The organism is Helicobacter pylori (genome assembly GCF_900120335.1).
In the GTDB taxonomy this organism is placed as follows: Bacteria; Campylobacterota; Campylobacteria; order Campylobacterales; family Helicobacteraceae; genus Helicobacter; species Helicobacter pylori_BU.
In genome coordinates, this window is the sequence record NZ_LT635477.1 from 330,711 (window position 1) to 356,521 (window position 25,811).

Genomic DNA, 25,811 nt, shown 5'->3' on the forward strand with positions numbered 1-25,811 from the left:
GCATTTTTTAAATTCCATTAAAACGGATCTAGATTCAATCTTTAGCGGAAATTTTGGTTTTGATTTCTATGCCTAAAAGCTTGAAAGCGTTAGTTAAACTCAAGCTCACCATTAAACAAATTTTTAAAAGCTCTTTCGCTTTAGGGGTGTCTAAGATTTTGCCAGCGTTATAGAAGCGGTGGAATTCTGAGGCGAGAGTTTTTGCGTATTCGCACATTTTTTGCAAGCCGTATTCTTCAAAAGAAGATTCAACCGCCTTAGGCAAGCTTAAAGCGCTAAAAAGCAGGTATTTTTCTTCGGCGTTTAAATTTTTTAAAGGGGTTTTCAAGATTTCTTCTTTAGAGAAAGGCGATTTTTCTAGCATGGTGTGGATGCGCGAATTAGCGTAATGGATATAATAAATAGGGTTTGAGCTGTCCTGCTTTTTTAAAGTATTGACATCAAATTCTAAATGGGTGTCAAGCCGTTTGCTCAAAAAAATAAACCTCAAAGCGTCTTTACCCACATCATCAATCACATCTTTAATCAAAATAAAATTACCCGCTCTTTTACTCATCTTGTAAGGCTCGTTATCTTTGAGCAAGCGCACCATTTGAGCGAGCAAAACTTCAAGCTTGCTAGAATCATAGCCCAAAAACTCAAGGCTGGCTTTCACTCTAGCGATATAGCCGTGGTGATCTGCCCCCCAAATGTTGATGTATTTGGTGTAATTTTGTTGGAATTTTTCATCATGATAGACAATATCGCCGGCTAAATAAGTGTAGCTTTTATCTTCTTTAATCAGCACCCGATCGCTTTCATCTTGATAGAGTGAAGATTTGAGCCAGATTTTAGAATCCTTTTCATAAAGGGCGTTCGCTTTTTCTAATCGGTCAAACACCGCATCTTTACGTTTAAAAATTTCTCTTTCGCTCGCATAAGAATCAAAATGAATGCCTAAAGCGTCTAAATTACCCTTAATTTCTAAAAGCATTAAATCCTTAGCGTAGCCGCTTAAAACTTCAATGATAGTTTCTTCGTTTTCTTTAAAAAGGCTTGGCTCTAAATCGTTACTCGCCTTTTTGGCGATTTCAATGATGTATTCGCCCTTGTAAAAAACTTCCGGATAAGTTACGCTCTCTTTTAAAACATGCTCTCTGTAAGCGAGCCATACAGAAATCCCTAACAAGCGGATTTGAGATCCCATGTCATTGACATAATATTCGCACAAAACCTCATGCCCTAAAAAGCGAGCGATTTTAGCCAAACTATCGCCAAACACCGCACCCCTAGCATGCCCTATGTGTAAAGGCCCTGTGGGGTTAGCGCTCACAAATTCTAAAAAGATTTTTTGAGAACGTTCGCTTTTAACTTGAGAGCCAAATTTTTCTTTCAATTCCAAAGCTTTTTGGGTGAAACGCTCCAAAAAGTCTAAAGAAAGCGTGAAATTGATATAGCCCTTACAAGCCACTACGCGGTCAAAAAACCCTTGAGTTTTTTCATGCGAGCTGATTTTAAGGGCTAATTCTTCAGCGATGGCTAAGGGCGATTTTTTAAAAACTTTGGCGAGATTAAAGGCGATCGGCGTAGCGTAATGCCCATGCTCTCTGTCTTTAGGGTATTCAATAATGACTTCAGCTTCTAAAACCTCTTCTAAAACGCCCTTAATGAGAGTGTGCATGCTTAACTTTCTTGTTTTTGCGTGCTTTTAATCTCGCTACTCTCATGCGCTTTGGCTTGCGTTGCTTGAGCGTCTAGGGTTTTTGGCTCGTTTTTAGCCTCTTCTTCATCGTCTTTCACGGCTTTTTTGAAATTCTTAATCCCACTGCCTAAACCTTTAGCCAACTCTGGGATCTTTTTAGCCCCAAATAACAACACAATCACTAATAAAACAATGACCCAATGCCATATGCTTGTGAATCCGCCCATACTTTACTCCTTAATCTTATTGGTTGGTTTTTGTTTGAATTATAGCTTTTTTAAAAAATAATTGATAGGTTTCACAAGGATTCGTTTTTCCAAGCCTTACAGATTTTTTCAAAATTAAACGCTTTTAAGCGATGGACTAAAGTTTTAGCGATACTTAAGATGATTTCTTTGGATTTTTCTAAATCTTCATTGATGATGAGGTAATCAAAGCTTTCCAAGCACTGCATTTCTTTATAAGCGTTGATCAAGCGTTTTTCTATCGTCTCTTTAGAATCCGTTCCCCTTAAAAGCAAGCGCTCTTTTAAAATCTCTTGGTTTTTGGTGCTAATAAAGACTGAGCATGCGTTAGGGTAATGCTTTTTAAGGATCTCATGCCCTTGCACGTCAATATCAAAAATGACGATTTTGCCCTCTTTTAAGGCTTTTTCTACAGGGATTTTAGAAGTGCCATAGTAGTGGTTATGCACGATCGCCCATTCTAAAAACTGCCCTTTTTCTATGCCTTGTTTGAATTCTTCTTCGCTGACAAAGTTATAATGCAAGCCATCAACTTCGCCCTCTCTGGGTTTTCTGGTGGTGGTGGAAAGGGAAAAATGGGTTTTTGGGATTTTTTCTTGCAAATACTTTGTAAGGGTGCTTTTACCCGCTCCGCTAGGGCCTGAAAGGATGAGTAAATTAAAATCGTTATTCATTAGGTTTTTTATCCTCTAAAGTGATTTTAATGCTTAAGGTTTTGTTTTCTAAAAGGCTTTTAAAGGACTCTTGATTCAGGCTTTTTAATAAATCTTGTAAGTTTAAGCGCAATTCTAGAGGGCTGGAAGTTTTATCGCTTTCTTCTTTTTCTTGTGGGGTTTTTATAACGCTCTCTTTAGGGGTTTCTGTGTCATTCTCATTGTTGGGGGTTTTTGCAACGGCTTCATTCAAAAAGGGCAATTCTTCCCCCATCGCTTTAGCCATCACCGGCTCAGGAATGTCTTCAATGCTTTCGTAATGGTCTTCTTGGAGTGTTTCGTCTTGGGCTTGTGGGGTTTCTAATTCTTGCGTTTCTTTTTCTTGTAAATTTTGCGCGTTTTCTTGCATGTTTTCATCTTTGAGGGTTTCGTTTTCTTGGAGTTTTTCATCTTTGAGGGTTTCGTTTTCTTGGAGTTTTTCATCTTTGAGGGTTTCGTTTTCTTGGAGTTTTTCATCTTGGACTTCTAATTCTTGGGGCGTTTCTGCAATTTCTTCTTTTTCTAATCCTTGCGCTTGTGTTTTTTCTGCGACTTCTTGCGTTTCTTCTTCTTTAGGAATTTCTAATTCCTGCGTTTCTATATCTTGCGGTGTTTCTGTGTTTTCTTGGTTTTCTTGGGTTTCCTTTTTATTCTCTTGGTCGTTAGAATTTTCTTGGATTTCTTTGACTAATTCTTGCATGGCTTCTAATTCTTGCGCGCTTGGGGAATCTTGTGTTTTCTCTTGTTTTTCCTCCTTATTTTCTTGCGTTTCTTCTTTGATTGGCTCTTGTTCTTGCGTTTCTTCTTTAGGGGTTTCTACTTGTTCTTGCGTTTCTAATTCTTTAGAAACTTCTTTATCTTTGGGGGTTTCAACGCTTCCTTGCGTTTCATCATCTTTAGGCTTTTCTTCATCTTGGGGGCTTTCTGCAACTTCTTGTTTTTCTTTTTCTTTAATTTCTTCTTGCATTTCTTTAACTTCTTCTTTTTTAACCTCTTCTTGCGCTTCTTCTTTAGGAGTTTCTCCTTCTTGCTCGTTTAAAGTGGGGAGCAATTGCTCTTCGTTGTTAGGCTCTTCTTTGGCTAGGGCTTCTAAATCGCCTAGATTTTCCAACTCATCCCAATTGGTTTCTAAAATTTCTTGAGTTGGGTCTGAATTCTGGCTAGGCTCTAGCTCGCTTGCGTTAGAGCCAAGCTTTTTTTGAAGGATTTTCAACATTTCAGTGGGTAAAAAAGGTTTTTTGATTTTCATCTCAAAGCCCTCTAAAAAAGGCTGCGCTTCATTGCCCTTTTTATACATGCACACGCTGTTTTTATTTTGAGAGATGGTTTCTTTTAACTCCAGCCAATCCACTTGATCTAGTTTTTCCAAACATTCATCATCGGCTATCAAAAGCCATTCTGGATCTTCTTTAAGGCGTGCGGATAACTCTTGATAGTGGTTAAAATTTTCTATGGATAATTCTAATTTCTTAGAAACACTCTCAAGCAGCTTTTCAATCATGGGGTTTTGGTTGAATAGAATCATTTTCATTTTAGGGACTCCTTATTTACAAGAAACGCTTTTTAAGCCTATCAATTTTCATCGCTTTTTTTAAATTTTTTATTATAATCAAAAATACAATCAAAAATCCACTGGGTTGGTTATTTTTATCGCGTTATTGATAAGGATCATTTGATGTTAAACAAGTTTAAAAAAATCGTTGGCGTGGGCGTGTTAGTGAGCTGTTTAGGGGTTTTGCAAGCTAAAAACAGCTTATTTGTCTTACCTTATGAGCAAAGAGACGCTCTCAATTCTTTAATTTCTGGGATTAGCAGCGCTAGAGAGAGCGTGAAAATCGCTATTTATAGTTTCACGCACAAAGATATTGCAAGAGCCATTAAAAGCGTAGCGAGTAGGGGGATTAAGGTGCAAATCATTTATGATTATGAAAGCAATCACAATAACAAGCAATCCACTATTGGTTATTTAGACAAATACCCTAACACGAAAGTGTGCTTATTGAAAGGGCTTAAGGCTAAAAACGGGAATTATTACGGCATCATGCACCAAAAAGTGGCGATCATTGATGATAAAATCGTGTTTTTAGGCTCAGCGAATTGGAGCAAAAACGCTTTTGAAAACAATTATGAAGTGCTTCTAAAAACCGATGACACAGAGACGATCCTCAAAGCCAAGAGTTATTATCAAAAGATGCTAGAAGGTTGCGTTGGGTTTTAAGAGCCCTTTAGAAGTGGTAATTATACCCCACATAAAAGGCAAAAACCCTACGCATTTGAACCCTAAGCGCGTCGGTGGTGTAGTATTTGTTGTTAAGAGTGGGGAATTTAAACCCGATTTCAAATTCATGTTCATCTACGAATAAAGCTTTGAAACCAAAGTTAAAGAGGAATTGAAAAGAGGTGTTATCAACCCTACTGCTATTAGTGATGCCTAATAATTCCTGCCCTTTATTGCCAATATACCAGCTATTCCCAGCAATCGCAATCCCCCCAAAAACGCCAATATCCACGCCAATATCATCTTGATAAAAACTCCCTTGGAAGAAATTCCATATCGCATCCACGCCCACGCCATAAGTGATCATGTTGTTGCCCCCATAATAGCCTTTAGGGTATCTCATGCCATAGCCTTGCCAATCTAAAAAAGCAAAATAGCGCAAACCCAAGACTTTATCCGGATGGAAAAAGTGGTTATAGCCCATGACTAAGCCAATCCCATTAGAACCCATGTTAGTGAGTTTTTTAACGCTATTAATGCTAGTCATTACATTGGTGTAACCGGTTTGATAGCTAGTCACTTCTCTAACTTCGTGAATATCAGTCATTAAATTGATAGAACCTGTTTGGTAATTGAATCCCATATACAAATTTTTTGTCCAAGAGGGGGCAGCGCTTTCTTCTGTAGCCATTAAAGCGTGTGTTAGTAAGCTCACACCAACCAGCATTTTTAACAAGGTTCTCAAATTTTATCTCCTGCAAGTAAGTTTTTATTTTATATAGAGATCTAAATTTTACAACAACTTACTCAAAATTAAGCATTTATTCTTTATAAGAGAGTATAATTCAAGGCTTAAAATAACTCAAAAGTAAGGCTAGTGGATGAAAAAAGCGCTTTATTTAGGGGCTGTTGCGTTTGGCGTTATATTCAGCATGGCATCAGCCAATGAGCCAAACATTGATTTTAACCCTCCTAATTATGTAGAAGAAACCCCCTCTAAAGAATTTATCCCTGAATTGAACAAGTTGGGGAGTTTGTTTGGGCAGGGTGAGCGCCCCTTGTTTGCGGACAGGAGGGCGATGAAGCCTAACGATTTGATCACAATCATTGTCTCTGAAAAAGCGAGTGCGAATTATTCTAGCTCTAAAGATTATAAAAGCGCTTCAGGGGGTAACTCCACGCCCCCAAGACTCACTTATAACGGGCTAGATGAAAGAAAGAAAAAAGAAGCGGAGTATTTAGACGATAAGAATAATTACAATTTCACCAAATCCAGCAATAACACGAATTTTAAAGGCGGTGGCTCGCAAAAAAAGAGCGAAGATTTAGAGATCGTGTTGAGCGCTCGAATCATTAAGGTGCTAGAAAATGGGAATTATTTCATCTATGGGAATAAGGAAGTGCTAGTGGATGGGGAAAAGCAAATCCTTAAGGTGAGCGGGGTGATCCGCCCTTATGATATTGAAAGGAATAACACTATCCAATCCAAGTTTTTAGCTGACGCTAAGATTGAATACACGAATTTAGGGCATTTGAGCGATTCCAATAAAAAGAAATTCGCCGCTGATGCGATGGAAACCCAAATGCCTTATTAATAAAGAGCGTTTGAAAGCCTAGCATGAGAGCGATCGCTATTGTTTTAGCCAGAAGTTCCAGTAAAAGGGTTAAGAATAAAAATATTATTGATTTTTTCAATAAACCCATGCTCGCTTATCCTATTGAAACAGCGCTAAATTCCAAGCTCTTTGAAAAGGTGTTTATCTCTAGCGATAGCATGGAGTATGTGAATTTAGCCAAAAATTATGGGGCGAGTTTTTTGAATTTACGCCCTAAAAATTTAGCGGACGACAGAGCCACGACTTTAGAGGTGATGGCTTATCACATGAAAGAATTAGAATTAAAAGATGAAGATATTGCGTGTTGTTTGTATGGCGCTTCAGTATTTTTACAAGAAAAGCATTTACAAAACGCTTGTGAAACTTTAAAACAAAATCAAAATACGGATTATGTTTTCACATGCTCTCCCTTTAGCGCTTCGCCCTATCGTTCTTTTAGCCTTGAAAACGGCATTCAAATGGCTTTTAAAGAGCATTCAAACACGCGCACGCAAGATTTAAAAACGCTCTATCATGACGCAGGGTTGCTTTATATGGGGAAGGCTCAAGCCTTCAAAGAAATGCGGCCTATTTTTAGCCCAAATTCTATCGCTTTAGAATTATCGCCCTTAGAAGTCCAAGACATTGACACTTTAGAAGATTTAGAATTAGCCAAGCTCAAATACAGCCGTTTGAAAAACGCATGCCAGTAAAGATTTTGTGCGATGCGTTTGTAACAAGCGGTTTAGGGCATGTGAGGCGTTGTGAAAAAATCCTTTCTTTTATAGAAAAATTAGGGGTTGAAGTGAGCTTTTATTTACACAAGCAAAACGATATAGGCGCTTTTTTAGAGGGCGTTGGCGGTAATGATTTTTTGATTACAGACAGCTATTGTTTAAATTCAAAAGATTTTTACCTTTTAAAAGAAAAAGCTAAAAGCCTTATGGTGATAGAAGATGAAGAGCATGCTAAGGGGTTTTACCCTAAAAACACCAAGATCATGAATTTCACGCTGAACGCCTTAAAACACTACCATCATTTATCAAAAGATTATCAGTATTATTTGGGGGTGGGGTTTTACCCTGTTGATGCTCGTTTTATTTATGAGCGCCCTATCAATACAGAAAACAAAGAAGTGCTGATCACTCTAGGGGGGAGCGAGCAAAAAACGCTCAAAGAGATAGTCAAAATTTTAGAAAATAAGGGCATGCATTTGCATATCATTTCACCTTATATCCCTAAAAATCCTCCAAAAAACACGCGCTATTACAGCCCTTTAAGCCCTTTAGAGTTCAGTTCTTTGATGAAATTTTGCGCTTATGCCATTAGCGCTTCGGGTCAAACCCTCTATGAATTAGCCCTTTCTCAAACGCCCTCTCTTATCCTTCCCATTGCTTCTAATCAGATCGTTCAAAGCCAAGAATTTGAGAATTCAGGCATATTCAAGCAAACGAGTTTAAAAACTCTGGCTAAAGATTTTGAAAAATTGCGAATTCAAAAAAATCAAGCCTGGGCAAAAACCCTGACCTTTGGGAGTGAGCTAGAGGGTGCATTGAGGGAGTTTTTAGAAATTTGAAAAAAAATTATTCTTATAAAAATATCCAAGCGATTGATTTTACCCAATTAAACGATGAAGAAAAATTGTTGGTTTTAGAGTTTCGTAACCACCCAAACACTGCCTTATGGATGTATAGCGCTAATATTTCCTTAAAAACGCATTTGCAATTCATAGAAGATTTAAAAAATTCGCCTAGCCACCGCTATTTTTTGTTTAAAGAAGAGGGCGTTTATTTGGGGGTTGGCTCTATCACTAAAATCAATTTTTTTCATAAGCATGGGTATTTGGGGATTTATAAAAACCCTTTTTTGAAAAATAAGGGGGGGACTATTTTAAAAGCTTTAGAACGCATCGCTTTTGAAGAGTTCCAATTACATTCTTTACACCTAGAAGTGATGGAAAACAATTTCAAAGCGATCGCTTTTTATGAAAAAAACCATTATGAGTTAGAAGGGCGTTTGAAAGGCTTTATCTCTAAAGATAAGGAGTTTATAGATGTTCTTTTGTATTACAAGGATAAGAAAGGATATAACGATCAATCTCCTCTAAAACTTTAGGGCAAATTTCTAGTTTTAAATCCAGCACGCTTAAAGGCAATTTGCAATCTTGTAATTTGACTAAATCTTTTGAAGTAACCAATAAGGAAGTAGCGTTATTTTGATAAAACTCTTTTTCTAAAAGTTCCAAATCAAAAGGGGCATGGTCTCTAAAATACAATTTTTTAACCACTTCTTTGGGTAAAAACGCATCAAGTCTGCTAGGATTAGCGATAGCCGTTACTAAAAGCATGCGTTTGGTGGGGTGGGCGATAGAGGTGATTCTTTTATAATCCTTATCTTCTGTAATGACTAAATGGGCTTCTTTATAGCTTTCAATACTTTCTCTATACAACCCGCTAGGCAAACAAAAAGGGTAGTAGGGGGGGACTTTGGGTTTTAAAAGCGCATTGAATTGGTGGAAATTAAACCTAAAGCCATCGTCTAAAAACACGATTTTTGATCCTAATTCAAGGGCTTTTAAAACGCCTAGCTCTCTTTTTTCGCTCACAATCACGCTCGCTTGTTTTAGATTTAAGGCTAAAAGATAGGCTTCATCGCCCGCTGTTTTTTGAGGAACTAAAATGTTTCCTTTAACGCTCACCACCACCAAGCCTTTAGAATCCCGTTGATACCCTCTAGAAACAACCGCCACTTCTTGGTATCTTGGAGCGATTTCTAAAATAAAGGGCGTTTTACCGCTTCCTCCAGCGATGAGATTGCCTATACTGATAATGGGGATTTTAAAATCATGCTTTTTAGCGGTTTTTCGTTTAAGGGTGGCAATGCATTGATAGATTAAAGAAAAAGGATAGAGCGCGAAAATCAACCCCTTTTGTAAAAGAGTGGGGTCATAAAAATAGCGTTCTAAAAAGGGTTTATCGCTTTTCATTCAGGGTTAAATCGTTTGGCGATAGTGGGTAATTCCAATTTAAAGGCGTTTTTTTGGATACGGCTTATGATGTTTTTCACTAAAATTTCATCATAGCCTAATTGAATGAGCGTTTCTAAATGGATGGGCTTTGTTTGGAATAACGCTTCAATATCTTTTAATAAAGGATCGATCACGCTATAAGGATAGCCTAAATCCTTTTCATCGCTTTGCCCCACAAATAAATCCGCGCTAGGGGCTTATCTAAAATCTTTTTAGGGATATTCAAATGGCAAGCGAGTTCATAAATTTCGGTTTTAAATAATTCCCCAATCGGGTTAATCGCGCACGCCAAATCCCCAAATAAAGTGCCATAGCCTAGCATTCTTTCGCTTTTATTGCTCGTGCCAATGACTAAAGAATCGCTTTTTAAAGAATAATCGTATAAAAAAGCCATGCGTAATCGTGAGCAAAAATTCCCCTTTCTAGTAAGGCTCGCGTCTTTAAAATGAGAGCCAAAGATGGCATCATAGGGTGCGATAGAATATTCTGTATAAGGGATAGAAAATGTTTCGCACAAATTTAGGGCGTCTGTTTTACTTTCTGGCATGGAAACTGAAGAGGGCATTAAAAGGGCATGGGCGTTTTCTTTAAAAACCTTTTGGCACAGCACCCCAACGACCGCGCTATCTAGCCCCCCACTCAGCCCATAAACGACTTTTTTAAAGCCTTTTTTTTGAACTTCTTTTTCTAAAAAATCGCATAAATAAACGATGAGTTTTTGGTAATCTTTTTGCATGCTTTAAATTATAATAGAAAAAACGCACCGTTTAAGTGAAAAATTAGATTTTCTTGCTATAATCATCGTTTCACTTCTTTAAAAGTGCTCGTAGCTCAGCTGAATAGAGCAACAGGTTGCGGTCCTGTAGGTCGGGGGTTTGAATCCCTCCGAGCACACCATTTCTTAATATTCTGTATGTTTTTAAACATTATCGCTCCCATTATGGTAAAATAAATACTTGCTTAAACACGCTAGGAGATTTGATTTTGGCATTACCCGTTTATTATGATAAAGACATTGATTTAGGCGTTATCCAATCCTTACAAGTGGGCATTATTGGTTATGGCGCTCAAGGAGAAGCCCAAGCACTCAATTTGAGGGACTCTAAAGTAAAGGTGCATATTGGCTTGTATCAAGGGAGTTTGAGCGTTTCAAAAGCAAAAAAAGAGGGCTTTGAGGTGCTAGGAGTCAAGGAATTAGTCCAACAATCTGACGTGATCATGGCGTTACTTCCGGATGAATTGCATAAGGAAGTGCTAGAAAAAGAAGTGATCCCTTTTTTAAAAGAGGGGCAGATTGTGGGCTTTGCTCATGGTTTTAGCGTGCATTTCAATCAAGTCATTCTTCCAAAAGGCGTGGGCGCGATTTTAGTCGCACCAAAAGGGCCAGGGAGCGCTTTAAGAGAAGAATACCTTAAAAATAGGGGCTTATACCATCTAATCGCCATAGAGCAAGAAAGCTCAAAAAATAACGCTAAAGCCGTGGCTTTAAGTTACGCCAAAGCGATGGGTGGGGGGAGAATGGGGGTTTTAGAAACGAGTTTTAAAGAAGAATGCGAGAGCGATTTATTCGGCGAGCAAGCGGTCTTGTGCGGGGGGTTAGAAGCGATTGTAAGAATGGGGTTTGAAACTTTACTTAAGGCAGGATACCCTGAAGAATTAGCCTATTTTGAATGCGTGCATGAAGTGAAATTAGTGGCGGATTTATTGCATTATAAGGGGGTAGAGGGTTTAAGAAAACACATTTCTAACACCGCTGAATTTGGGGCGATTAAAGCTAGAGAGCCTATGGGAAATCTGTTAGAAAAACGCATGCAAAAAATCTTAAAAAAGATTCAAAACGGCGCATTCGCTAAGGATTTTTTACTGGAAAAGAGCTTGAATTACCCCAGGTTAAACACAGAGAGGAAAGCCCTTAAAGAGACTAAAATAGAACAAATTGGGGAAATTTTACGCACCCCATTCAATCATAAAAAATAAATCATTAAAATAAAAGGAATAAATATGGCAATAGTAGTTACTATCACTTCAGGTAAGGGGGGCGTGGGTAAAAGCACCACCACGGCTAATTTAGCGATTGGCTTGGCTGAGAGCGGTAAAAAAGTCGTAGCGGTTGATTTTGACATAGGCCTTAGGAACTTGGATATGATTTTAGGCTTAGAAAATCGCATTGTTTATGATGTGGTGGATGTGATGGAAAAAAATTGCAACCTTTCGCAGGCTTTGATCACGGATAAAAAGACTAAAAACCTTTCTTTTTTAGCGGCCTCACAAAGTAAGGATAAAAATATTTTAGATAAGGAAAAAGTAGCGATTTTAATCAACGCTTTAAGGGTGGATTTTGACTATATTTTGATTGACTCACCGGCTGGGATTGAAAGCGGTTTTGAGCATGCGATTTTGCATGCGGACATGGCGTTAGTGGTGGTAACGCCGGAAGTGAGTTCCTTAAGGGATAGCGACAGAGTGATTGGCATTATTGACGCGAAGTCTAATCGGGCCAAAAGGGGCGAAGAAGTGCATAAGCATTTGATAATCAATCGCTTAAAACCTGAATTAGTGGCAAATGGCGAGATGATTTCTATAGAAGAAGTGCTTAAGATCTTATGCTTGCCTTTAATTGGGATCATTCCTGAAGACAGCCATATTATTTCAGCGACCAACAAGGGCGAGCCGGTGATTCGCACGGACTGCGAGAGCGCGAAGGCTTACCAACGCATCACTAGAAGGATTTTAGGCGAGGAAGTGGAATACGTGGAATTTAAGGCTAAAAGAGGCTTTTTTAGCGCGTTAAAAGGGATATTTTCATGAGTTTGTTTGATTTTTTTAAAAACAAAGGGAGCGCGGCTACCGCAACAAACCGATTGAAATTGATTTTAGCCAAAGAGCGCACCTTAAATTTACCCTACATGGAAGAAATGCGTAAAGAAATCATTGCCGTTATCCAAAAATACACTAAATCTTCAGACATCCATTTCAAAACCCTTGATAGCAACCAGAGCGTGGAAACGATTGAAGTGGAGATTATACTGCCTAAATAGTTTAAAATGAAAAGCCATTTCCAATACAGTGCGCTAGAAAATATCCCTAAAGCCTTTGACATTCTCAAAGACCCCCCTAAAAAACTCTATTGTGTGGGCGATACCAAGCTTTTAGAAGCGCCTTTAAAAGTGGCTATCATAGGCACAAGAAGACCCACCCCTTATAGCAAGCAACACACGATCACTCTAGCCAGAGAGCTTGCTAAAAATGGCGCGGTTATTGTGAGCGGGGGAGCGTTAGGCGTGGATATTATCGCTCAAGAAAACGCCTTGCCAAAAACGATCATGCTTTCGCCTTGCAGTTTGGATTTCATCTATCCTACGAACAATCATAAAGTGATCCAAGAAATCGCGCAAAACGGCCTGATTTTAAGCGAATATGAAAAAGACTTCATGCCCGTTAAAGGCTCTTTTTTAGCGAGAAACCGCCTAGTGATCGCTTTAAGCGATGCGGTGATTATCCCCCAAGCGGATTTAAAAAGCGGCTCTATGAGCAGCGCGAGATTAGCCCAAAAATACCAAAAACCCTTGTTTGTTTTACCCCAACGCTTGAACGAGAGCGACGGCACTAATGAGCTTTTAGAAAAAGGGCAGGCTCAAGGGATATTTAATATTCAAAATTTTATAAACACCCTTTTAAAAGACCACCATTTAAAAGAAATGCCTGAAATGAAAGATGAATTTTTAGAATATTGTGCGAAAAACCCTAGCTATGAAGAGGCGTATCTCAAATTTGGGGATAAGCTTTTAGAATACGAGCTGTTGGGTAAGATTAAGCGTATCAATCATCTCGTGGTGTTAGCATGATTTTGGCATGCGATGTGGGGTTAAAACGCATTGGCATCGCTGCGCTTTTAAACGGCGTTATCTTGCCTTTAGAAGCGATTTTACGCCACAACAGGAATCAGGCCTCTAGGGATTTGAGCGATTTATTGAGGGAAAAAAATGTTCAGGTGCTGGTGGTGGGCAAGCCCAATGAAAGCTATGCGGACACCCACGCCCGCATTGAGCATTTTATCAAGCTTGTAGATTTTAAGGGCGAAATCGTTTTTATCAATGAAGATAATTCTAGCGTAGAAGCTTATGACAATTTAGAGCATTTGGGTAGGAAAAACAAGCGGCTCGCTACCAAAGACGGCCGGTTAGACTCTTTGAGCGCTTGTAGGATTTTAGAGCGCTATTGCCAGCAGGTTTTAAAAAAGCGCTAGGGATAAAATTCTAGTATAAAAAATGCTCAAAGGTATTTTTTACAAGCGCTCTTTTTGGGTTAGGGGGATTAAACGCAAAATATTCCTATCTCCTTATAATTTTTATTGTAAAACAAAACAACTAAAACCCCATTTATGAAAATTAAAAGGTTTTAGTCATCAATATTTGATTATAATAATAAAGTCTGAATTTTTTAATAAAAGGGAGAGCGTCATGCTGAAAAGTTTCAAAAAAGCGATTTTTAGGGCTTTGTGTTTGTGTTGTGTGTTTATTGGGGGGGGGTTAATTGGCAGAGCCAAACCCTGAAGAGCTTTTCAATTTGGGTGTAAAGAGTAGTGAAGCGAAAGATTACATTCAAGCTAAAAAATATTTTGAAAAAGCGTGTGGTTTGAATAATGGTGGGGGGTGTGGTGCTTTAGGGGATCTATATGATGATGGAAAAGGCGTAGAAAAAACTTAACAAAAGCCGATCAATATATCTCTAAAGCCTGCAAATTAGGAGATCAAGAGGCATGTGAGGCGCTCAAAGAAAAATAAGGGACAAAAAACATGCGATAGCCTCACCTAGAAACTATCCCGCAAAAGCCCTATTTTAGGGGGTTAGAACATCGCCAAAATGCCCCTTATTCTTTTAAGAAAATATTTTACTAGAGAGTTTTAATCTTTTTTTGGTATTCTTTTAGGGGTCATTGGTCTTAAAAACTCTTTAAAAACGGATAACCATGAAAATTATGCATCAAGTCAAGGATTTTTTAGATTTTTGCAAACAAACGATCCACAAAAATTCTAATGAAGCGTTTCAAAAAACCAAACGAGCGCTTTTTAAAGAAAAATCTCAAAAAATCAGGGAGCAAGCGGTTAAAATCGTAGAAAAACGCTTGGCAAAAGAGGGCATGCAATTGAGCGATTTTAATGAAGAAGAATTAAAAATCATGTTTGAAGCTGAAGAAAAAAGGTTGTTAGAGCAAATCCACGCTAAAGAATTGAAAGAAAAACAAGAAAAAACCACCAAGCATTTTAAAGAAGTTTGGGAAAAGGGCGACAATGAACAAGAAAAATAGCGTAATTTCTGGTTTGATGAATTTTTTTAGCGAAAAGAATGAGCGCTGGCTGTTAGCCCACAGGCATACGAGAGGGTTTGTGATAGTGGCGTGGCTTTTTAGGTTTAAAAGCATTGCGTTTTCTATTTTGATCACTCTGTTGGTTATTTTAGTGGATATTTGGGTGTATAGCGATGTGCGCCAGTTTTTATTGGACACTTCTAGCTCTTTTATTTGGCTTTTAATCGCTTTACTAATCAAGTGGGGCGTGATTGTTATAAGCGCGTGCAAATGCTACCAATTCAGCCAAAAAATGTTTGCGTTAATCCAAAGAAAAAGGCAAATCAGAGAGAATTTAAAAAACCGCTCCAATCGCAAAGACGCTAAAAATTTTGAAAAACTCTCTAGCATCGCTGAAGAAATTATTTCAAAAAAACAAGAAGAGTCCCACCACAAAGAAGATTCTAATGATGAAAACCACAAAGACAAGCTTTCTAGTATTACTGAAGAAATGATTCTCAAAAAACAAGAGGAATTGAAAGCTAGAAATAATAAGGGGAATTGAAAAAAGGCGTATAGAAAATCTTAATCAAAACCTCCCCCAAAAGAAAATAGTCAAGAAAATAACCAATAAAAGTAATCAGGGGATAATCAATAAAGGGGGGGTCAATCTTTTAAAAAGGGCATGAAGCGTTTGGGCATGGGGGAAGCGATTTGATAGATCGCTCCTTTAAATTCAAATTCTAAACTAGTGGCATGGAGCATGAGGGTTGGGGCGTTATTTTCACGCTTCAATTGAAGGTATTCTCTGGCGTTTTCATCTGCCACCCCATAAAGCCCCTCGCCCACGATCCTGTGATTTATACTGCTTAAATGCAAGCGGATCTGGTGCGTGCGCCCGGTGAGCGGGGTTATTTTAAGCAAGCTTATATCCAAAAAAGGGTTATAGCTTAAAGGCTCAACAAGGGTAATTGAAGGCTTGCCTAAAGGAGAAATTTGAGATCGAATGCGCAAATCTTTTTGAATGTTTTGTGGCGTTAGAATGGGCTTATTTATGATGATACTTTTATCCATTAACCCATGCGCTAGCGCTAAATAAGTTTTTTTCACTTTTTTTTGCATGAAAAGCGCTTTTAAATCCTTAGCGCTCTGTGAGGTTTTGCCCGCCAAAACTAACCCGCTCGTTTCATAGTCCAGTCTGTGGGCTGGGTGGGCGTTTTTGCCAAAATGAGATTGGATACAATCTAATAAGCTTTCATGGTAAAAATAGCCTTTAGGGTGGGTATAGATTTGAGTGGGTTTGTCAAATGCGCCAAAATCCTTAGCCTCAAAAACAAGTCTTTCTTGCTTTTCATTAGGCTTGAAATAAATCAAACTAACGACCCCTTGAATCATTTGGGATTTACGCACGGCTTGTTGGTTTTGTTTTAGGCGTTGTTTGTCAAGGTGCCGTTGGGCTTCTTTTAAAGAGCATTTTAAAACATCGCGCACCAAAAACAAGGCTTTGGTGGGTTTTAAAATTTCAAATTCTTCTTCAACAAAAGGCACTACAACAAACTTTTAACAAACATTTTAGGCTCATTAGAACACTCATCTAATTCCACGCTAAAAAGCACGCTCACCCTTTCGCCCGCTTTCAAAAACCGCTCAGCGCTAAAATAAATAGCCTCTTTGACGCATTCTTTATCCTTAAAACGCAAAACCTGGTGGCTTTCTTTAATGATTCTTTCTTCTATGACTTCTAAATTTTTTGCTTGGAATAAGGGTTCAGGGTTTTCTTGTCCATAAGGTTCGCCCATCTCTATAATCTCTAAAAGCTCTCTGTCAATGTCTTTTAGATTGAGCGTTAAAGGGGGTTCTTTTTCATAAAAAGGCAAGACTTTAAAATCAAAATTTTCTAAAGTTTCAAAGAGCGAGACGATATTGTTTTTTCCAACGCTCAACCCGCACGCTTGCCTATGCCCCCCATAGCCGAGCAGTAAAGAAGAAACCCCATTCAAAGCGTCAATCAAGTCAATATTTGGAGAGCTGCGAGCGCTCCCTTTATACACCCCTTCTTTAAAGGTAAAAACCAGGCTTGGCTTTTGGGTGGCTTCCACTAATTTTGAAGCCACGATCCCAAGCACGCCTTCATGCCAATTATCCTTAAAAGCGACGATGATTTTTTCTCCAACCATCGCATGCTTAAAGGCTTCTTCAAAAACCTGCTGTTGGATCATTTTGCGCTTCAAATTGCATGCTTTCAAGCGTTCATACAAAGAACAACCATCTTGAAAATTATTCGCGCTTAAAAAATCTAAAGCCATTTTAGCGTCTTGCATGCGCCCTGCGGAGTTGATTAAAGGGGCGATATTAAAAGAAATATCGCTCGCTTTTAAAGAGCGTTTTCTAAAAACTTCTCTTTGGCGTAAAAACCCCATCGCCCCTAAGGATTCTTTTTGCAAAAAATACAAGGCTTTAGAAACTAAAAAGCGGTTAAAAAAAGTCAAAGGCATCATATCAGCAATAGTCGCCACGCCCGCTAAACACAACAATTCACTAGAATGGCTTTTTTCTTTTCCTAAAAGTTGGTGGATTCCATAGCACAAATAAAACGCCACCAACGCCCCGCACACTTCCTTTTGGATAAAATCACAATCCGGTCGCTTGGGGTTGATTACCGCATAAGCGTCTGGAATTTTATCATGGTGTAAGCAATGGTGATCGGTGATGATTAGGGTGTAATTTTTTTCCTTGCAAAATTGAGCGGCCTCAAAGGCGTTGATCCCGTTATCCACCGTGATGATTAAAGGGGCGTGGTGTTTTTCTAAAAATTTTTTAGAAATCCCATAGCCATCCATGAAGCGATTAGGGATTGCAATGCGGACATGCTTGTAATTCAGACTTTCAAAGAATTTTGCCATGATAGCAGAGCTAATCACGCCGTCAGCGTCATAATCGCCCACCACTAAAATTTCTGTGTTTGCGCGCATGGCTTCTATGATTTTGAGCGCGGCTTTTTTCAAGTCTTTAAATAAAAAGGGGCTAGGAAACCCTTTTTCATTATAGGCGATAGAAGCCACTCGCTCTTTGATTTGAGCTTTAAGCTTTTGTTTCATTCTTTTAGATTAGGATTTATGAAGAGCGCTCTTAATGAAATCCAAAATAATAGGGTTAGGGCTTTGCAATCTGGAGGTGAATTCCGGGTGGAATTGCACCCCCACAAAGAACGGGTGATCTTCTAATTCAATCGCTTCAATCAAATGATTCGCCCCAAAACCCACCACTTTCAAGCCCTTATTTTCCCACTCTTGGCGGTATTTGGGGTTGATTTCATAACGATGGCGGTGTCTTTCTTTAATATTAGGCTTTTTATAGGCTTTTTCTAGCAAGCTGTTAGGCATGATTTCGCATTCGTATTCGCCTAATCGCATGGTGCCTCCTAAAGGCGAATTATAGGTGCGCACCTGTTTTTGGTGGTTTTGATCCATAAAATCTTCAATCAAATACACCACAGGGTATTCGCAGCGTTGGTTAAACTCCGTAGAGTTAGCCCCTTTTAAACCTAAAACATTGCGACAAAATTCAACGATCGCTAATTGCATGCCCAAACAAATCCCTAAAAAGGGGAGTTTTTCTAACCTAGCCCTTTGAATGGCGCAAATTTTGCCCTCAATCCCCCTTTCTCCAAAGCCCCCCGGCACTAAAATCGCATCAACGCCCTCTAAATCAGTCTTTTCATTAAAATTCTCGCTATCCAGCCATTCAATATTGACTTGCGTATCCAAATGCGCCCCTGCATGGATTAGGGCTTCAATCAAGGATTTATAAGATTCTTTTAAGCTTAAATACTTGCCCACAAAACCAATTTTGACCTTGTGTTTAGGAGCGATGATTTTTTCTACTAAAGTGTTCCAAGCCGCCATTTTGGGGTGCAACTTATTCAAATTAAAGCGTCTGGCAATGGGGGTTAAAATGCCTTCTTGCAAGAAAAGAATGGGGCATGCGTAAATGCTTTTAGTGTCTGTGGCCACAATCACGCTGTCTTGCTCCACATCGCAACTCAAAGCGATCTTTTTTTTCAATTCTTTATCCAAAGGCTTAGGCGATCGCGCCAAAATGATTTGAGGGGTTACGCCAAGGCGCCTTAATTCCTGGACGGAGTGTTGCGTGGGTTTGGTTTTTAATTCGTTAGTGGTTTGGATATAGGGGATCAAGGTTACATGCACATTGATGACTTTTTCATTCCCTAATTCCAGTTTAAGCTGGCGGATCGCTTCCAAATAAAACATGCCCTCCATATCGCCCACGGTTCCACCCACTTCCACGATTAAAAAATCCAACCCCTTAGCCGCGCTTTTAATGCGCCTTTTGATTTCATCGGTTACATGGGGGACGATTTGAATGGTTTTGCCTAAATACTCCCCTTTCCTTTCGTTTTCTATCACGCTTGAAAAAATCTGCCCGGTAGTGAAATTATTCAACCTCGTTAAATTCCTGTTCAAAAAGCGTTCATAATGCCCGATATCTAAATCCGTTTCAGCGCCATCGCTAGTTACAAACACTTCCCCATGCTCTAAAGGGCTCATGGTGCCTGGATCAATATTAATATAAGGATCAATCTTCAAAATGGAAACCTGGTAATTGCAATGCTGTAAAAGCGTAGCGATTGAAGAAGATGAAATCCCTTTCCCTAGAGAGCTTAACACGCCCCCTGTAACGAATATAAATTTGGCTCTATCCATAAGTTATTGCGTTCCTTTGATTTTTACTTCTTAAAATTGTAGTCTAAAAAGGGTTAAAAAGCTTTAAAAGAGGGCAAAAATTAAAGCGGTTTCAAAAAAAAAAAAAAACAATTTCAGTTTCTTATTAGTTAGGTTTGATTAAAATAAAAAGCTTTTATGCGTTTAAACTTCATTGTCTTAAAACTTTTAAGAGCAATTTCAAAGTTCGTTGGCGTACAATATCCGTTTTGAATGAACTGACTAAAAGGGTTTTAAATAATGGCTGAAAATTCTTTCAAAAATGTTTCCACACAGCCCAAACCATTTTTCTTATTACCAGTTAAAACCCTTTTTCTTTTAGGGGGCGTTTTTAGTGCGCTTTTTATCCTTATTGCTGGCTTGGTTTTTTTTGATTACGCTAATTCAATGGACCATGCGATTTTTAGCTTGATGCGTTCAAATTCTTCTAGCCCTATTTTAGATCAAACGCTCCGATGCGTTGTTTTTTTAGGCTCTTCTCAATTCGTGTTGCCTTTGAGCTTGTTGGTGGGGGTGTTTTTAAGCCTTTATCGTAGAAATTTAGCACTTGGGGTGTGGTTTGTGCTAAGCGTGATCTTGTTTGAAGCCCTTTTAAAATCTTTAAAGCACCTTTTTTTGCATTCTTTTCAATGGCTTTCGCACAGCGTTAATTTCCCTAGCGCTATTGCGCTCTCTTTGACGCTATTTTACGGGTTGCTTATCTTATTGATACCCCATTTCATTGCGCATCAAATATTTCAAAACATCCTCTCTTATAGTTTGCTTGGTTTGATTCTTTTAATAGGCTTAGCGCTCATTGTTTTAGGGGTGTCTTTTAGCAGTGTTTTAGGAGGGTTTTGTTTAGGGGCGTTAGGGGCTTGTTTTTCCATAGGGATTTATTTGAGCGTGTTCCAAAAGATCTAAGCGAACGGCTTAAAAGAATGAAAATTTTATCAAGGTTTTAATATTGGATTTAAAGGTATTATTGCAACGGATTGTTGATTTTTTCATCAAGCTCAATAAAAAGCAAAAAATCGCTCTGATCGCAGCGGGGGTTTTGATCACCGCCTTGCTCGTGTTTTTATTGCTCTATCCTTTTAAAGAAAAAGACTACGCGCAAGGGGGTTATGGGGTTTTATTTGAAAGATTGGATTCTAGCGATAACGCCTTAATCTTACAACACCTCCAGCAAAACCAAATCCCTTATAAAGTCTTAAAAGATGACACCATTCTTGTCCCTAAAGATAAAGTGTATGAAGAAAGGATCACTCTGGCTTCTCAAGGGATTCCTAAAACGAGCAAAGTGGGCTTTGAAATCTTTGACACTAAAGACTTTGGGGCGACTGATTTTGATCAGAATATCAAACTCGTTCGCGCCATTGAGGGGGAATTGTCGCGCACGATTGAAAGTTTAAACCCCATTCTTAAAGCCAATGTGCATATTGCAATCCCTAAAGACAGCGTGTTTGTGGCTAAAGAAGTCCCTCCTAGCGCTTCGGTGATGCTCAAGCTTAAGCCTGACATGAAGCTTTCACCCACTCAAATTTTAGGGATTAAAAATTTAATCGCTGCAGCTGTGCCTAAACTCACGATAGAAAACGTGAAAATCGTGAATGAAAATGGCGAATCAATAGGCGAGGGCGATATACTAGAAAACTCCAAAGAATTAGCCTTAGAGCAATTGCGCTACAAACAAAATTTTGAAAACATTTTAGAAAATAAGATCGTCAATATTTTAGCCCCTATTGTGGGGGGTAAAAACAAGGTGGTCGCAAGGGTCAATGCGGAGTTTGATTTCAGCCAAAAGAAAAGCACCAAAGAGACTTTTGATCCCAATAATGTCGTAAGGAGCGAGCAAAATTTAGAAGAAAAAAAAGAAGGCGCTTCTAAAAAACAAGTCGGCGGTGTGCCGGGAGTTGTGAGCAATATCGGGCCTGTGCAAGGATTGAAGGACAATAAAGAGCCAGAAAAATACGAAAAGTCTCAAAACACGACCAATTATGAAGTGGGTAAAACCATTAGCGAGATCAAGGGCGAGTTTGGCACCTTAGTGCGTTTGAATGCGGCGGTTGTGGTGGATGGCAAGTATAAGATTGCGTTTAAAGACGGGGCAAACGCTTTAGAATACGAGCCTTTGAGCGATGAATCGCTTAAAAAAATCAACGCTTTAGTGAAACAGGCCATTGGCTATAACCAAAATAGAGGCGATGATGTGGCGGTGAGTAATTTTGAGTTTAACCCTATGGCACCCCTGCTTGATAACGCTACTTTGAGCGAAAAAATCATGCACAAAACTCAAAAAATCTTAGGCTCATTCACGCCTTTAATCAAGTATATTTTAGTGTTTATAGTGCTATTTATTTTCTATAAAAAAGTGATTGTGCCTTTCAGCGAACGCATGCTAGAAGTGGTGCCTGATGAAGATAAGGAAGTGAAATCCATGTTTGAAGAAATGGATGAAGAAGAAGATGAATTGAACAAACTCGGCGATTTGAGGAAAAAAGTAGAAGATCAATTAGGGCTTAATGCAAGCTTTAGCGAAGAAGAAGTAAGATATGAAATTATTTTAGAAAAGATTAGAGGAACCCTTAAAGAGCGCCCTGATGAAATCGCCACGCTTTTTAAGCTCTTAATCAAAGATGAAATTTCTTCAGACAGCGCGAAAGGTTAAAAGATAAAAGGTTAAAAATGGCAACCAAACTCACCCCCAAACAAAAGGCTCAATTAGACGAACTCTCCATGAGTGAAAAAATCGCCATTTTACTCATTCAAGTGGGCGAAGACACCACAGGTGAGATTTTAAGGCATTTAGACATTGACTCCATTACAGAGATTTCTAAGCAAATCGTGCAATTAAACGGCACAGACAAGCAAATCGGCGCGGCGGTTTTAGAGGAATTTTTTGCGATCTTTCAGTCTAACCAATACATCAATACCGGCGGTTTAGAATACGCTAGAGAGCTTTTAACCAGGACTTTAGGGAGCGAAGAAGCCAGAAAAGTGATGGACAAACTCACTAAAAGCTTGCAAACGCAAAAAAATTTCGCTTATTTAGGCAAAATCAAGCCCCAACAACTCGCTGATTTCATCATTAACGAACACCCTCAAACCATTGCCTTGATTTTAGCCCACATGGAAGCCCCTAATGCGGCTGAAACTTTGAGCTATTTCCCTGATGAAATGAAAGCCGAGATTTCTATTAGAATGGCGAATTTAGGCGAAATATCGCCCCAAGTGGTTAAAAGGGTTTCCACGGTGTTAGAAAACAAACTAGAATCGCTCACTAGCTATAAAATTGAAGTGGGCGGTTTGAGAGCGGTGGCTGAAATCTTTAACCGCTTGGGACAAAAGAGCGCTAAAACCACGCTCGCTCGCATTGAAAGCGTGGATAACAAACTCGCCGGCGCGATTAAAGAAATGATGTTCACTTTTGAAGATATAGCCAAACTAGACAATTTCGCTATCAGAGAGATTTTGAAAGTGGCGGATAAAAAAGACTTGTCTTTAGCCTTAAAAACTTCTACCCAAGATTTAACCGATAAATTCTTAAACAACATGAGCAGTAGGGCTGCAGAGCAATTTGTAGAAGAAATGCAGTATTTAGGGGCGGTCAAAATCAAAGACGTGGATGTGGCCCAAAGAAAGATCATTGAAATCGTGCAGAGCTTGCAAGAAAAAGGCGTGATCCAAACCGGTGAAGAGGAAGATGTCATTGAATAGCCGTAAAAACTTGATCCAAAAAGATCATTTGAATAAGCATGACATTCAAAAATACGAATTTAAGAGCATGGCAAATTTACCTCCTAAAACTAATCCTAATAACGCGTCTTTAGAAACGCCTAACCCGCAAGAGCCTTTGGAAAAAAAAGCGATAGAAAACGATTTGATTGATTGCTTATTGAAAAAAACCGATGAGCTTTCAAGCCATTTAGTGAAATTGCAAATGCAATTTGAAAAAGCCCAAGAAGAGAGTAAAGTTTTGATTGAAAACGCTAAAAACGATGGCTATAAAATCGGCTTTAAAGAGGGCGAAGAAAAAATGCGTAACGAACTCACTCACAGCGTGAATGAAGAAAAAAACCAGCTTTTGCATGCGATCACCGCTTTAGATGAAAAAATGAAAAAATCACAAGATCATTTAATGGCTTTAGAAAAGGAATTGAGCGCGATTGCGATAGATATAGCTAAAGAAGTGATCCTTAAGGAAGTGGAAGACAACAGCCAGAAAGTGGCCCTCGCTTTAGCTGAAGAGCTTTTAAAAAATGTTTTAGACGCAACGGATATTCATTTAAAAGTCAATCCCTTGGATTACCCTTATTTAAACGAGCGTTTGCAAAACGCTTCCAAAATCAAATTGGAGAGCAATGAAGCTATTTCTAAAGGAGGCGTTATGATCACTAGCTCTAACGGGAGCCTTGATGGGAATTTAATGGAGCGCTTTAAAACGCTCAAAGAAAGCGTGTTGGAAAATTTTAAGGTGTGATTTTGCAAAATAAAACTTTTGATTTAAACCCTAATGATATTGCAGGCTTGGAGTTGGTGTGTCAGACGCTAAGGAATCGTATTTTAGAAGTGGTGAGCGCTAATGGGGGGCATTTAAGCTCTTCTTTAGGGGCTGTGGAGCTGATTGTGGGCATGCATGCCTTATTTGATTGCCAAAAAAACCCTTTCATTTTTGACACTTCGCACCAAGCTTACGCTCACAAGCTCTTAACCGGGCGCTTTGAAAGCTTTAGCACTTTAAGGCAATTTAAAGGTTTGAGCGGCTTTACTAAACCTAGCGAGAGCGCATACGATTATTTCATTGCCGGTCATAGCTCCACTTCGGTTTCTATAGGCGTGGGGGTGGCTAAAGCTTTTTGTTTGAAACAAGCATTAGGCATGCCTATCGCTTTATTAGGCGATGGGAGTATTAGCGCAGGGATTTTTTATGAAGCCTTAAACGAACTGGGCGATAGGAAATACCCCATGATCATGATTTTGAACGATAATGAAATGAGTATCAGCACGCCTATTGGCGCTTTATCCAAAGCCCTTAGCCAGCTGATGAAAGGTCCGTTTTATCAGTCTTTCCGCTCTAAAGTTAAAAAAATCTTAAGCACCTTACCTGAAAGCGTGAATTACTTAGTGAGCCGTTTTGAAGAATCTTTTAAGCTCATCACCCCGGGCGTGTTTTTTGAAGAATTGGGCATTAATTATATAGGGCCTATTAACGGGCATGATTTGGGCGCGATTATTGAGACCTTGAAATTAGCCAAAGAACTTAAAGAACCGGTGCTAATCCATGCACAAACCTTAAAAGGCAAAGGCTATAAAATCGCTGAAGGGCGCTATGAAAAATGGCATGGGGTGGGGCCTTTTGATTTGGATACCGGCTTGTCTAAAAAATCCAAAAGCGCGACTTTATCGCCCACTGAAGCGTATTCTAACACCCTTTTAGAATTAGCTAAAAAAGATGAAAAAATCGTAGGCGTAACCGCTGCGATGCCTAGCGGCACAGGATTAGACAAGCTCATTGACGCTTACCCTTTGCGCTTTTTTGATGTCGCTATCGCTGAACAACACGCCTTAACTTCTAGCAGCGCTATGGCTAAAGAGGGGTTTAAACCTTTTGTGAGTATCTATTCTACTTTTTTACAGAGGGCTTATGATTCCATCGTGCATGACGCTTGCATTTCTAGCTTGCCGATTAAATTGGCCATTGATAGGGCTGGGATTGTGGGCGAAGATGGCGAAACGCACCAAGGGCTTTTAGACGTGTCTTATTTGCGCTCTATCCCTAACATGGTCATTTTTGCCCCACGAGACAATGAGACTTTAAAAAACGCCGTGTATTTTGCCAATGAGCATGATTCAAGCCCTTGCGCATTCCGCTACCCTAGGGGGTCGTTTGCGTTAAAAGAGGGGGTTTTTGAACCTAGCGGTTTTGTTTTGGGGCGAAGCGAATTGTTGAAAAAAGAGGGCGAAATTTTACTCATAGGCTATGGTAATGGCGTGGGGAGGGCACATTTAGTCCAACTGGCTTTAAAAGAAAAAAACATAGAGTGCGCGCTTTTGGATTTGAGATTCCTTAAACCTTTAGATCAAAATTTAAGCGCGATTATTGCCCCTTATCAAAAACTCTATGTTTTTAGCGATAATTACAAGCTTGGGGGGGTGGCTAGCGCGATTTTAGAATTTTTGAGCGAACAAAATATTTTAAAGCCTGTTAAAAGCTTTGAAATCACTGATGAATTTATCATGCATGGGAACACCGCTTTAGTGGAAAAATCCTTAGGCTTAGACACAGAGAGTTTGACTGACGCTATTTTAAAAGATTTAGGACAAGAGAGATGAAATCAAAA

The 25,811-nt window shown here is 39.1% G+C and carries 27 protein-coding genes, 1 tRNA gene and 1 pseudogene; 19 read left to right on the forward strand and 10 right to left on the reverse strand.

Annotated features, from left to right (window positions below; genetic code table 11):
- Nucleotides 1-34 precede the first annotated feature (34 nt).
- From argS to chePep, 4 genes are all read right to left on the reverse strand, one after another.
- On the reverse strand, nt 35-1,660 hold the full coding sequence (gene argS, locus CS889_RS01635; RefSeq protein WP_089086642.1) for an arginine--tRNA ligase: 1,626 nt from the start codon (nt 1,658-1,660) through the stop codon (nt 35-37).
- 2 nt (nt 1,661-1,662) lie between these two features.
- Nucleotides 1,663-1,908, reverse strand: coding sequence for a twin-arginine translocase TatA/TatE family subunit (gene tatA / locus CS889_RS01640; protein WP_000508579.1), 246 nt, complete (start codon nt 1,906-1,908; stop codon nt 1,663-1,665).
- Between the two features lie 71 nt (nt 1,909-1,979).
- The gene (gene gmk, locus CS889_RS01645; RefSeq protein WP_001058030.1) at nt 1,980-2,600 is read right to left on the reverse strand and encodes a guanylate kinase; all 621 of its coding nucleotides are present in this window, start codon (nt 2,598-2,600) and stop codon (nt 1,980-1,982) included.
- A complete protein-coding gene (chePep, locus tag CS889_RS01650) occupies nt 2,593-4,149 on the reverse strand; it encodes a chemotaxis regulatory protein ChePep (RefSeq protein WP_089086643.1) in 1,557 nt (518 codons plus the stop codon). The genes gmk and chePep overlap by 8 nt, the downstream gene beginning before the upstream one ends.
- A 144-nt stretch (nt 4,150-4,293) precedes the next feature.
- On the opposite strand from chePep, the gene CS889_RS01655 reads away from it, so the two are divergent.
- The gene (locus CS889_RS01655) at nt 4,294-4,836 is read left to right on the forward strand and encodes a phospholipase D-like domain-containing protein (RefSeq protein ID WP_000932507.1); all 543 of its coding nucleotides are present in this window, start codon (nt 4,294-4,296) and stop codon (nt 4,834-4,836) included.
- A gap of 7 nt (nt 4,837-4,843) precedes the next feature.
- Here CS889_RS01655 and CS889_RS01660 read toward each other — a convergent pair whose 3' ends face one another.
- Nucleotides 4,844-5,581: an outer membrane protein gene (locus CS889_RS01660; RefSeq protein ID WP_001259609.1), complete on the reverse strand. Its 738-nt coding sequence runs from the start codon at nt 5,579-5,581 to the stop codon at nt 4,844-4,846.
- A 136-nt stretch (nt 5,582-5,717) separates the two neighbouring features.
- Here CS889_RS01660 and flgH point away from each other — a divergent pair, with 136 nt between their 5' ends.
- The 4 genes from flgH to pseH are packed head-to-tail and all read left to right on the forward strand — an operon-like array spanning nt 5,718 to nt 8,546.
- The gene (gene flgH, locus CS889_RS01665; RefSeq protein ID WP_000709973.1) at nt 5,718-6,431 is read left to right on the forward strand and encodes a flagellar basal body L-ring protein FlgH; all 714 of its coding nucleotides are present in this window, start codon (nt 5,718-5,720) and stop codon (nt 6,429-6,431) included.
- Between the two features lie 23 nt (nt 6,432-6,454).
- A complete protein-coding gene (gene pseF / locus CS889_RS08605) occupies nt 6,455-7,144 on the forward strand; it encodes a pseudaminic acid cytidylyltransferase (protein ID WP_157694390.1) in 690 nt (229 codons plus the stop codon).
- Nucleotides 7,135-8,007 (forward strand): CMP-N-acetylneuraminic acid synthetase, encoded by an 873-nt coding sequence (locus CS889_RS08610; protein ID WP_269456830.1) that lies wholly within the window; start codon nt 7,135-7,137, stop codon nt 8,005-8,007. The genes pseF and CS889_RS08610 overlap by 10 nt, the downstream gene beginning before the upstream one ends.
- A complete protein-coding gene (gene pseH, locus CS889_RS01675; RefSeq protein WP_079341521.1) occupies nt 8,004-8,546 on the forward strand; it encodes a UDP-4-amino-4,6-dideoxy-N-acetyl-beta-L-altrosamine N-acetyltransferase in 543 nt (180 codons plus the stop codon). The genes CS889_RS08610 and pseH overlap by 4 nt, the downstream gene beginning before the upstream one ends.
- Here the strand turns inward: pseH and CS889_RS01680 are convergent.
- On the reverse strand, nt 8,479-9,417 hold the full coding sequence (locus CS889_RS01680) for a tetraacyldisaccharide 4'-kinase (protein ID WP_089086644.1): 939 nt from the start codon (nt 9,415-9,417) through the stop codon (nt 8,479-8,481). The two genes, pseH and CS889_RS01680, sit on opposite strands and share 68 nt — an antisense overlap.
- A pseudogene (locus CS889_RS01685) lies at nt 9,414-10,195 on the reverse strand (NAD+ synthase). The gene CS889_RS01680 and the pseudogene CS889_RS01685 overlap by 4 nt, the downstream one beginning before the upstream one ends.
- A gap of 84 nt (nt 10,196-10,279) precedes the next feature.
- Here CS889_RS01685 and CS889_RS01690 point away from each other — a divergent pair.
- The 9 genes from CS889_RS01690 to CS889_RS01730 all read left to right on the forward strand — a co-directional run bounded on the left by CS889_RS01690 (nt 10,280) and on the right by CS889_RS01730 (nt 15,311).
- Nucleotides 10,280-10,356 (forward strand) — tRNA-Arg (locus CS889_RS01690).
- A gap of 87 nt (nt 10,357-10,443) precedes the next feature.
- A complete protein-coding gene (gene ilvC, locus CS889_RS01695) occupies nt 10,444-11,436 on the forward strand; it encodes a ketol-acid reductoisomerase (protein WP_089086646.1) in 993 nt (330 codons plus the stop codon).
- Nucleotides 11,437-11,460: 24 nt separating this feature from the next.
- Entirely contained in the window at nt 11,461-12,267 is an 807-nt protein-coding gene (minD, locus tag CS889_RS01700) for a septum site-determining protein MinD (RefSeq protein WP_001019079.1), read from the forward strand.
- Entirely contained in the window at nt 12,264-12,497 is a 234-nt protein-coding gene (gene minE, locus CS889_RS01705) for a cell division topological specificity factor MinE (RefSeq protein ID WP_033592300.1), read from the forward strand. Before minD ends, minE begins: the two co-directional genes overlap by 4 nt.
- A gap of 6 nt (nt 12,498-12,503) precedes the next feature.
- Complete coding sequence (dprA, locus tag CS889_RS01710) at nt 12,504-13,304, forward strand: DNA-processing protein DprA (RefSeq protein WP_089086647.1); 801 nt, start codon at nt 12,504-12,506, stop codon at nt 13,302-13,304.
- Nucleotides 13,301-13,705: a Holliday junction resolvase RuvX gene (gene ruvX / locus CS889_RS01715; protein ID WP_089086648.1), complete on the forward strand. Its 405-nt coding sequence runs from the start codon at nt 13,301-13,303 to the stop codon at nt 13,703-13,705. The genes dprA and ruvX overlap by 4 nt, the downstream gene beginning before the upstream one ends.
- Nucleotides 13,706-13,992: 287 nt before the next feature.
- Entirely contained in the window at nt 13,993-14,166 is a 174-nt protein-coding gene (locus CS889_RS01720) for a sel1 repeat family protein (RefSeq protein WP_231899391.1), read from the forward strand.
- Between the two features lie 262 nt (nt 14,167-14,428).
- A complete protein-coding gene (locus CS889_RS01725; protein ID WP_000699880.1) occupies nt 14,429-14,767 on the forward strand; it encodes a hypothetical protein in 339 nt (112 codons plus the stop codon).
- Complete coding sequence (locus CS889_RS01730) at nt 14,751-15,311, forward strand: hypothetical protein (protein WP_089086649.1); 561 nt, start codon at nt 14,751-14,753, stop codon at nt 15,309-15,311. The genes CS889_RS01725 and CS889_RS01730 overlap by 17 nt, the downstream gene beginning before the upstream one ends.
- A gap of 101 nt (nt 15,312-15,412) precedes the next feature.
- Here the strand turns inward: CS889_RS01730 and CS889_RS01735 are convergent, their stop codons facing one another.
- From CS889_RS01735 to pyrG, 3 genes are read right to left on the reverse strand one after another with little or no spacing between them, the layout of a single operon-like run.
- Nucleotides 15,413-16,294: an RluA family pseudouridine synthase gene (locus CS889_RS01735; protein ID WP_089086650.1), complete on the reverse strand. Its 882-nt coding sequence runs from the start codon at nt 16,292-16,294 to the stop codon at nt 15,413-15,415.
- Entirely contained in the window at nt 16,294-17,844 is a 1,551-nt protein-coding gene (gene recJ / locus CS889_RS01740; RefSeq protein WP_089086651.1) for a single-stranded-DNA-specific exonuclease RecJ, read from the reverse strand. Before recJ ends, CS889_RS01735 begins: the two co-directional genes overlap by 1 nt.
- Nucleotides 17,845-17,853: 9 nt before the next feature.
- Nucleotides 17,854-19,470 carry a glutamine hydrolyzing CTP synthase gene (pyrG, locus tag CS889_RS01745; RefSeq protein WP_000373185.1) on the reverse strand — a complete coding sequence of 539 codons (1,617 nt, stop codon included), beginning with the start codon at nt 19,468-19,470 and terminating at the stop codon, nt 17,854-17,856.
- A gap of 258 nt (nt 19,471-19,728) precedes the next feature.
- Between pyrG and CS889_RS01750 the strand changes: the two genes are divergently transcribed.
- The 5 genes from CS889_RS01750 to dxs are packed head-to-tail and all read left to right on the forward strand — an operon-like array spanning nt 19,729 to nt 25,803.
- Entirely contained in the window at nt 19,729-20,391 is a 663-nt protein-coding gene (locus CS889_RS01750) for a phosphatase PAP2 family protein (RefSeq protein WP_089086652.1), read from the forward strand.
- A gap of 43 nt (nt 20,392-20,434) precedes the next feature.
- Nucleotides 20,435-22,138: a flagellar basal-body MS-ring/collar protein FliF gene (gene fliF, locus CS889_RS01755; RefSeq protein ID WP_089086653.1), complete on the forward strand. Its 1,704-nt coding sequence runs from the start codon at nt 20,435-20,437 to the stop codon at nt 22,136-22,138.
- A 17-nt stretch (nt 22,139-22,155) separates the two neighbouring features.
- Nucleotides 22,156-23,187, forward strand: coding sequence for a flagellar motor switch protein FliG (fliG, locus tag CS889_RS01760; protein ID WP_000201859.1), 1,032 nt, complete (start codon nt 22,156-22,158; stop codon nt 23,185-23,187).
- Nucleotides 23,174-23,950, forward strand: coding sequence for a flagellar assembly protein FliH (fliH, locus tag CS889_RS01765; protein ID WP_089086654.1), 777 nt, complete (start codon nt 23,174-23,176; stop codon nt 23,948-23,950). Before fliG ends, fliH begins: the two co-directional genes overlap by 14 nt.
- A gap of 2 nt (nt 23,951-23,952) precedes the next feature.
- Nucleotides 23,953-25,803: a 1-deoxy-D-xylulose-5-phosphate synthase gene (gene dxs, locus CS889_RS01770; protein WP_172825090.1), complete on the forward strand. Its 1,851-nt coding sequence runs from the start codon at nt 23,953-23,955 to the stop codon at nt 25,801-25,803.
- Nucleotides 25,804-25,811 lie beyond the last annotated feature (8 nt).

What these genes read in the sequence shown, in the direction of transcription:
- CS889_RS01680 (WP_089086644.1), bottom strand. Translation starts at nt 9,417, where the DNA reads ATGAAAAGCGATAAACCCTTTTTAGAACGCTATTTTTATGACCCCACT.
- chePep (WP_089086643.1), bottom strand. Translation starts at nt 4,149, where the DNA reads ATGAAAATGATTCTATTCAACCAAAACCCCATGATTGAAAAGCTGCTT.
- CS889_RS01730 (WP_089086649.1), top strand. Translation starts at nt 14,751, where the DNA reads ATGAACAAGAAAAATAGCGTAATTTCTGGTTTGATGAATTTTTTTAGC.
- flgH (WP_000709973.1), top strand. Translation starts at nt 5,718, where the DNA reads ATGAAAAAAGCGCTTTATTTAGGGGCTGTTGCGTTTGGCGTTATATTC.
- fliH (WP_089086654.1), top strand. Translation starts at nt 23,174, where the DNA reads ATGTCATTGAATAGCCGTAAAAACTTGATCCAAAAAGATCATTTGAAT.
- gmk (WP_001058030.1), bottom strand. Translation starts at nt 2,600, where the DNA reads ATGAATAACGATTTTAATTTACTCATCCTTTCAGGCCCTAGCGGAGCG.
- ruvX (WP_089086648.1), top strand. Translation starts at nt 13,301, where the DNA reads ATGATTTTGGCATGCGATGTGGGGTTAAAACGCATTGGCATCGCTGCG.
- tatA (WP_000508579.1), bottom strand. Translation starts at nt 1,908, where the DNA reads ATGGGCGGATTCACAAGCATATGGCATTGGGTCATTGTTTTATTAGTG.
- CS889_RS01725 (WP_000699880.1), top strand. Translation starts at nt 14,429, where the DNA reads ATGAAAATTATGCATCAAGTCAAGGATTTTTTAGATTTTTGCAAACAA.
- CS889_RS08610 (WP_269456830.1), top strand. Translation starts at nt 7,135, where the DNA reads ATGCCAGTAAAGATTTTGTGCGATGCGTTTGTAACAAGCGGTTTAGGG.
- pyrG (WP_000373185.1), bottom strand. Translation starts at nt 19,470, where the DNA reads ATGGATAGAGCCAAATTTATATTCGTTACAGGGGGCGTGTTAAGCTCT.
- pseF (WP_157694390.1), top strand. Translation starts at nt 6,455, where the DNA reads ATGAGAGCGATCGCTATTGTTTTAGCCAGAAGTTCCAGTAAAAGGGTT.
- minE (WP_033592300.1), top strand. Translation starts at nt 12,264, where the DNA reads ATGAGTTTGTTTGATTTTTTTAAAAACAAAGGGAGCGCGGCTACCGCA.
- fliG (WP_000201859.1), top strand. Translation starts at nt 22,156, where the DNA reads ATGGCAACCAAACTCACCCCCAAACAAAAGGCTCAATTAGACGAACTC.
- CS889_RS01750 (WP_089086652.1), top strand. Translation starts at nt 19,729, where the DNA reads ATGGCTGAAAATTCTTTCAAAAATGTTTCCACACAGCCCAAACCATTT.
- minD (WP_001019079.1), top strand. Translation starts at nt 11,461, where the DNA reads ATGGCAATAGTAGTTACTATCACTTCAGGTAAGGGGGGCGTGGGTAAA.
- CS889_RS01655 (WP_000932507.1), top strand. Translation starts at nt 4,294, where the DNA reads ATGTTAAACAAGTTTAAAAAAATCGTTGGCGTGGGCGTGTTAGTGAGC.
- recJ (WP_089086651.1), bottom strand. Translation starts at nt 17,844, where the DNA reads ATGAAACAAAAGCTTAAAGCTCAAATCAAAGAGCGAGTGGCTTCTATC.
- argS (WP_089086642.1), bottom strand. Translation starts at nt 1,660, where the DNA reads ATGCACACTCTCATTAAGGGCGTTTTAGAAGAGGTTTTAGAAGCTGAA.
- dprA (WP_089086647.1), top strand. Translation starts at nt 12,504, where the DNA reads ATGAAAAGCCATTTCCAATACAGTGCGCTAGAAAATATCCCTAAAGCC.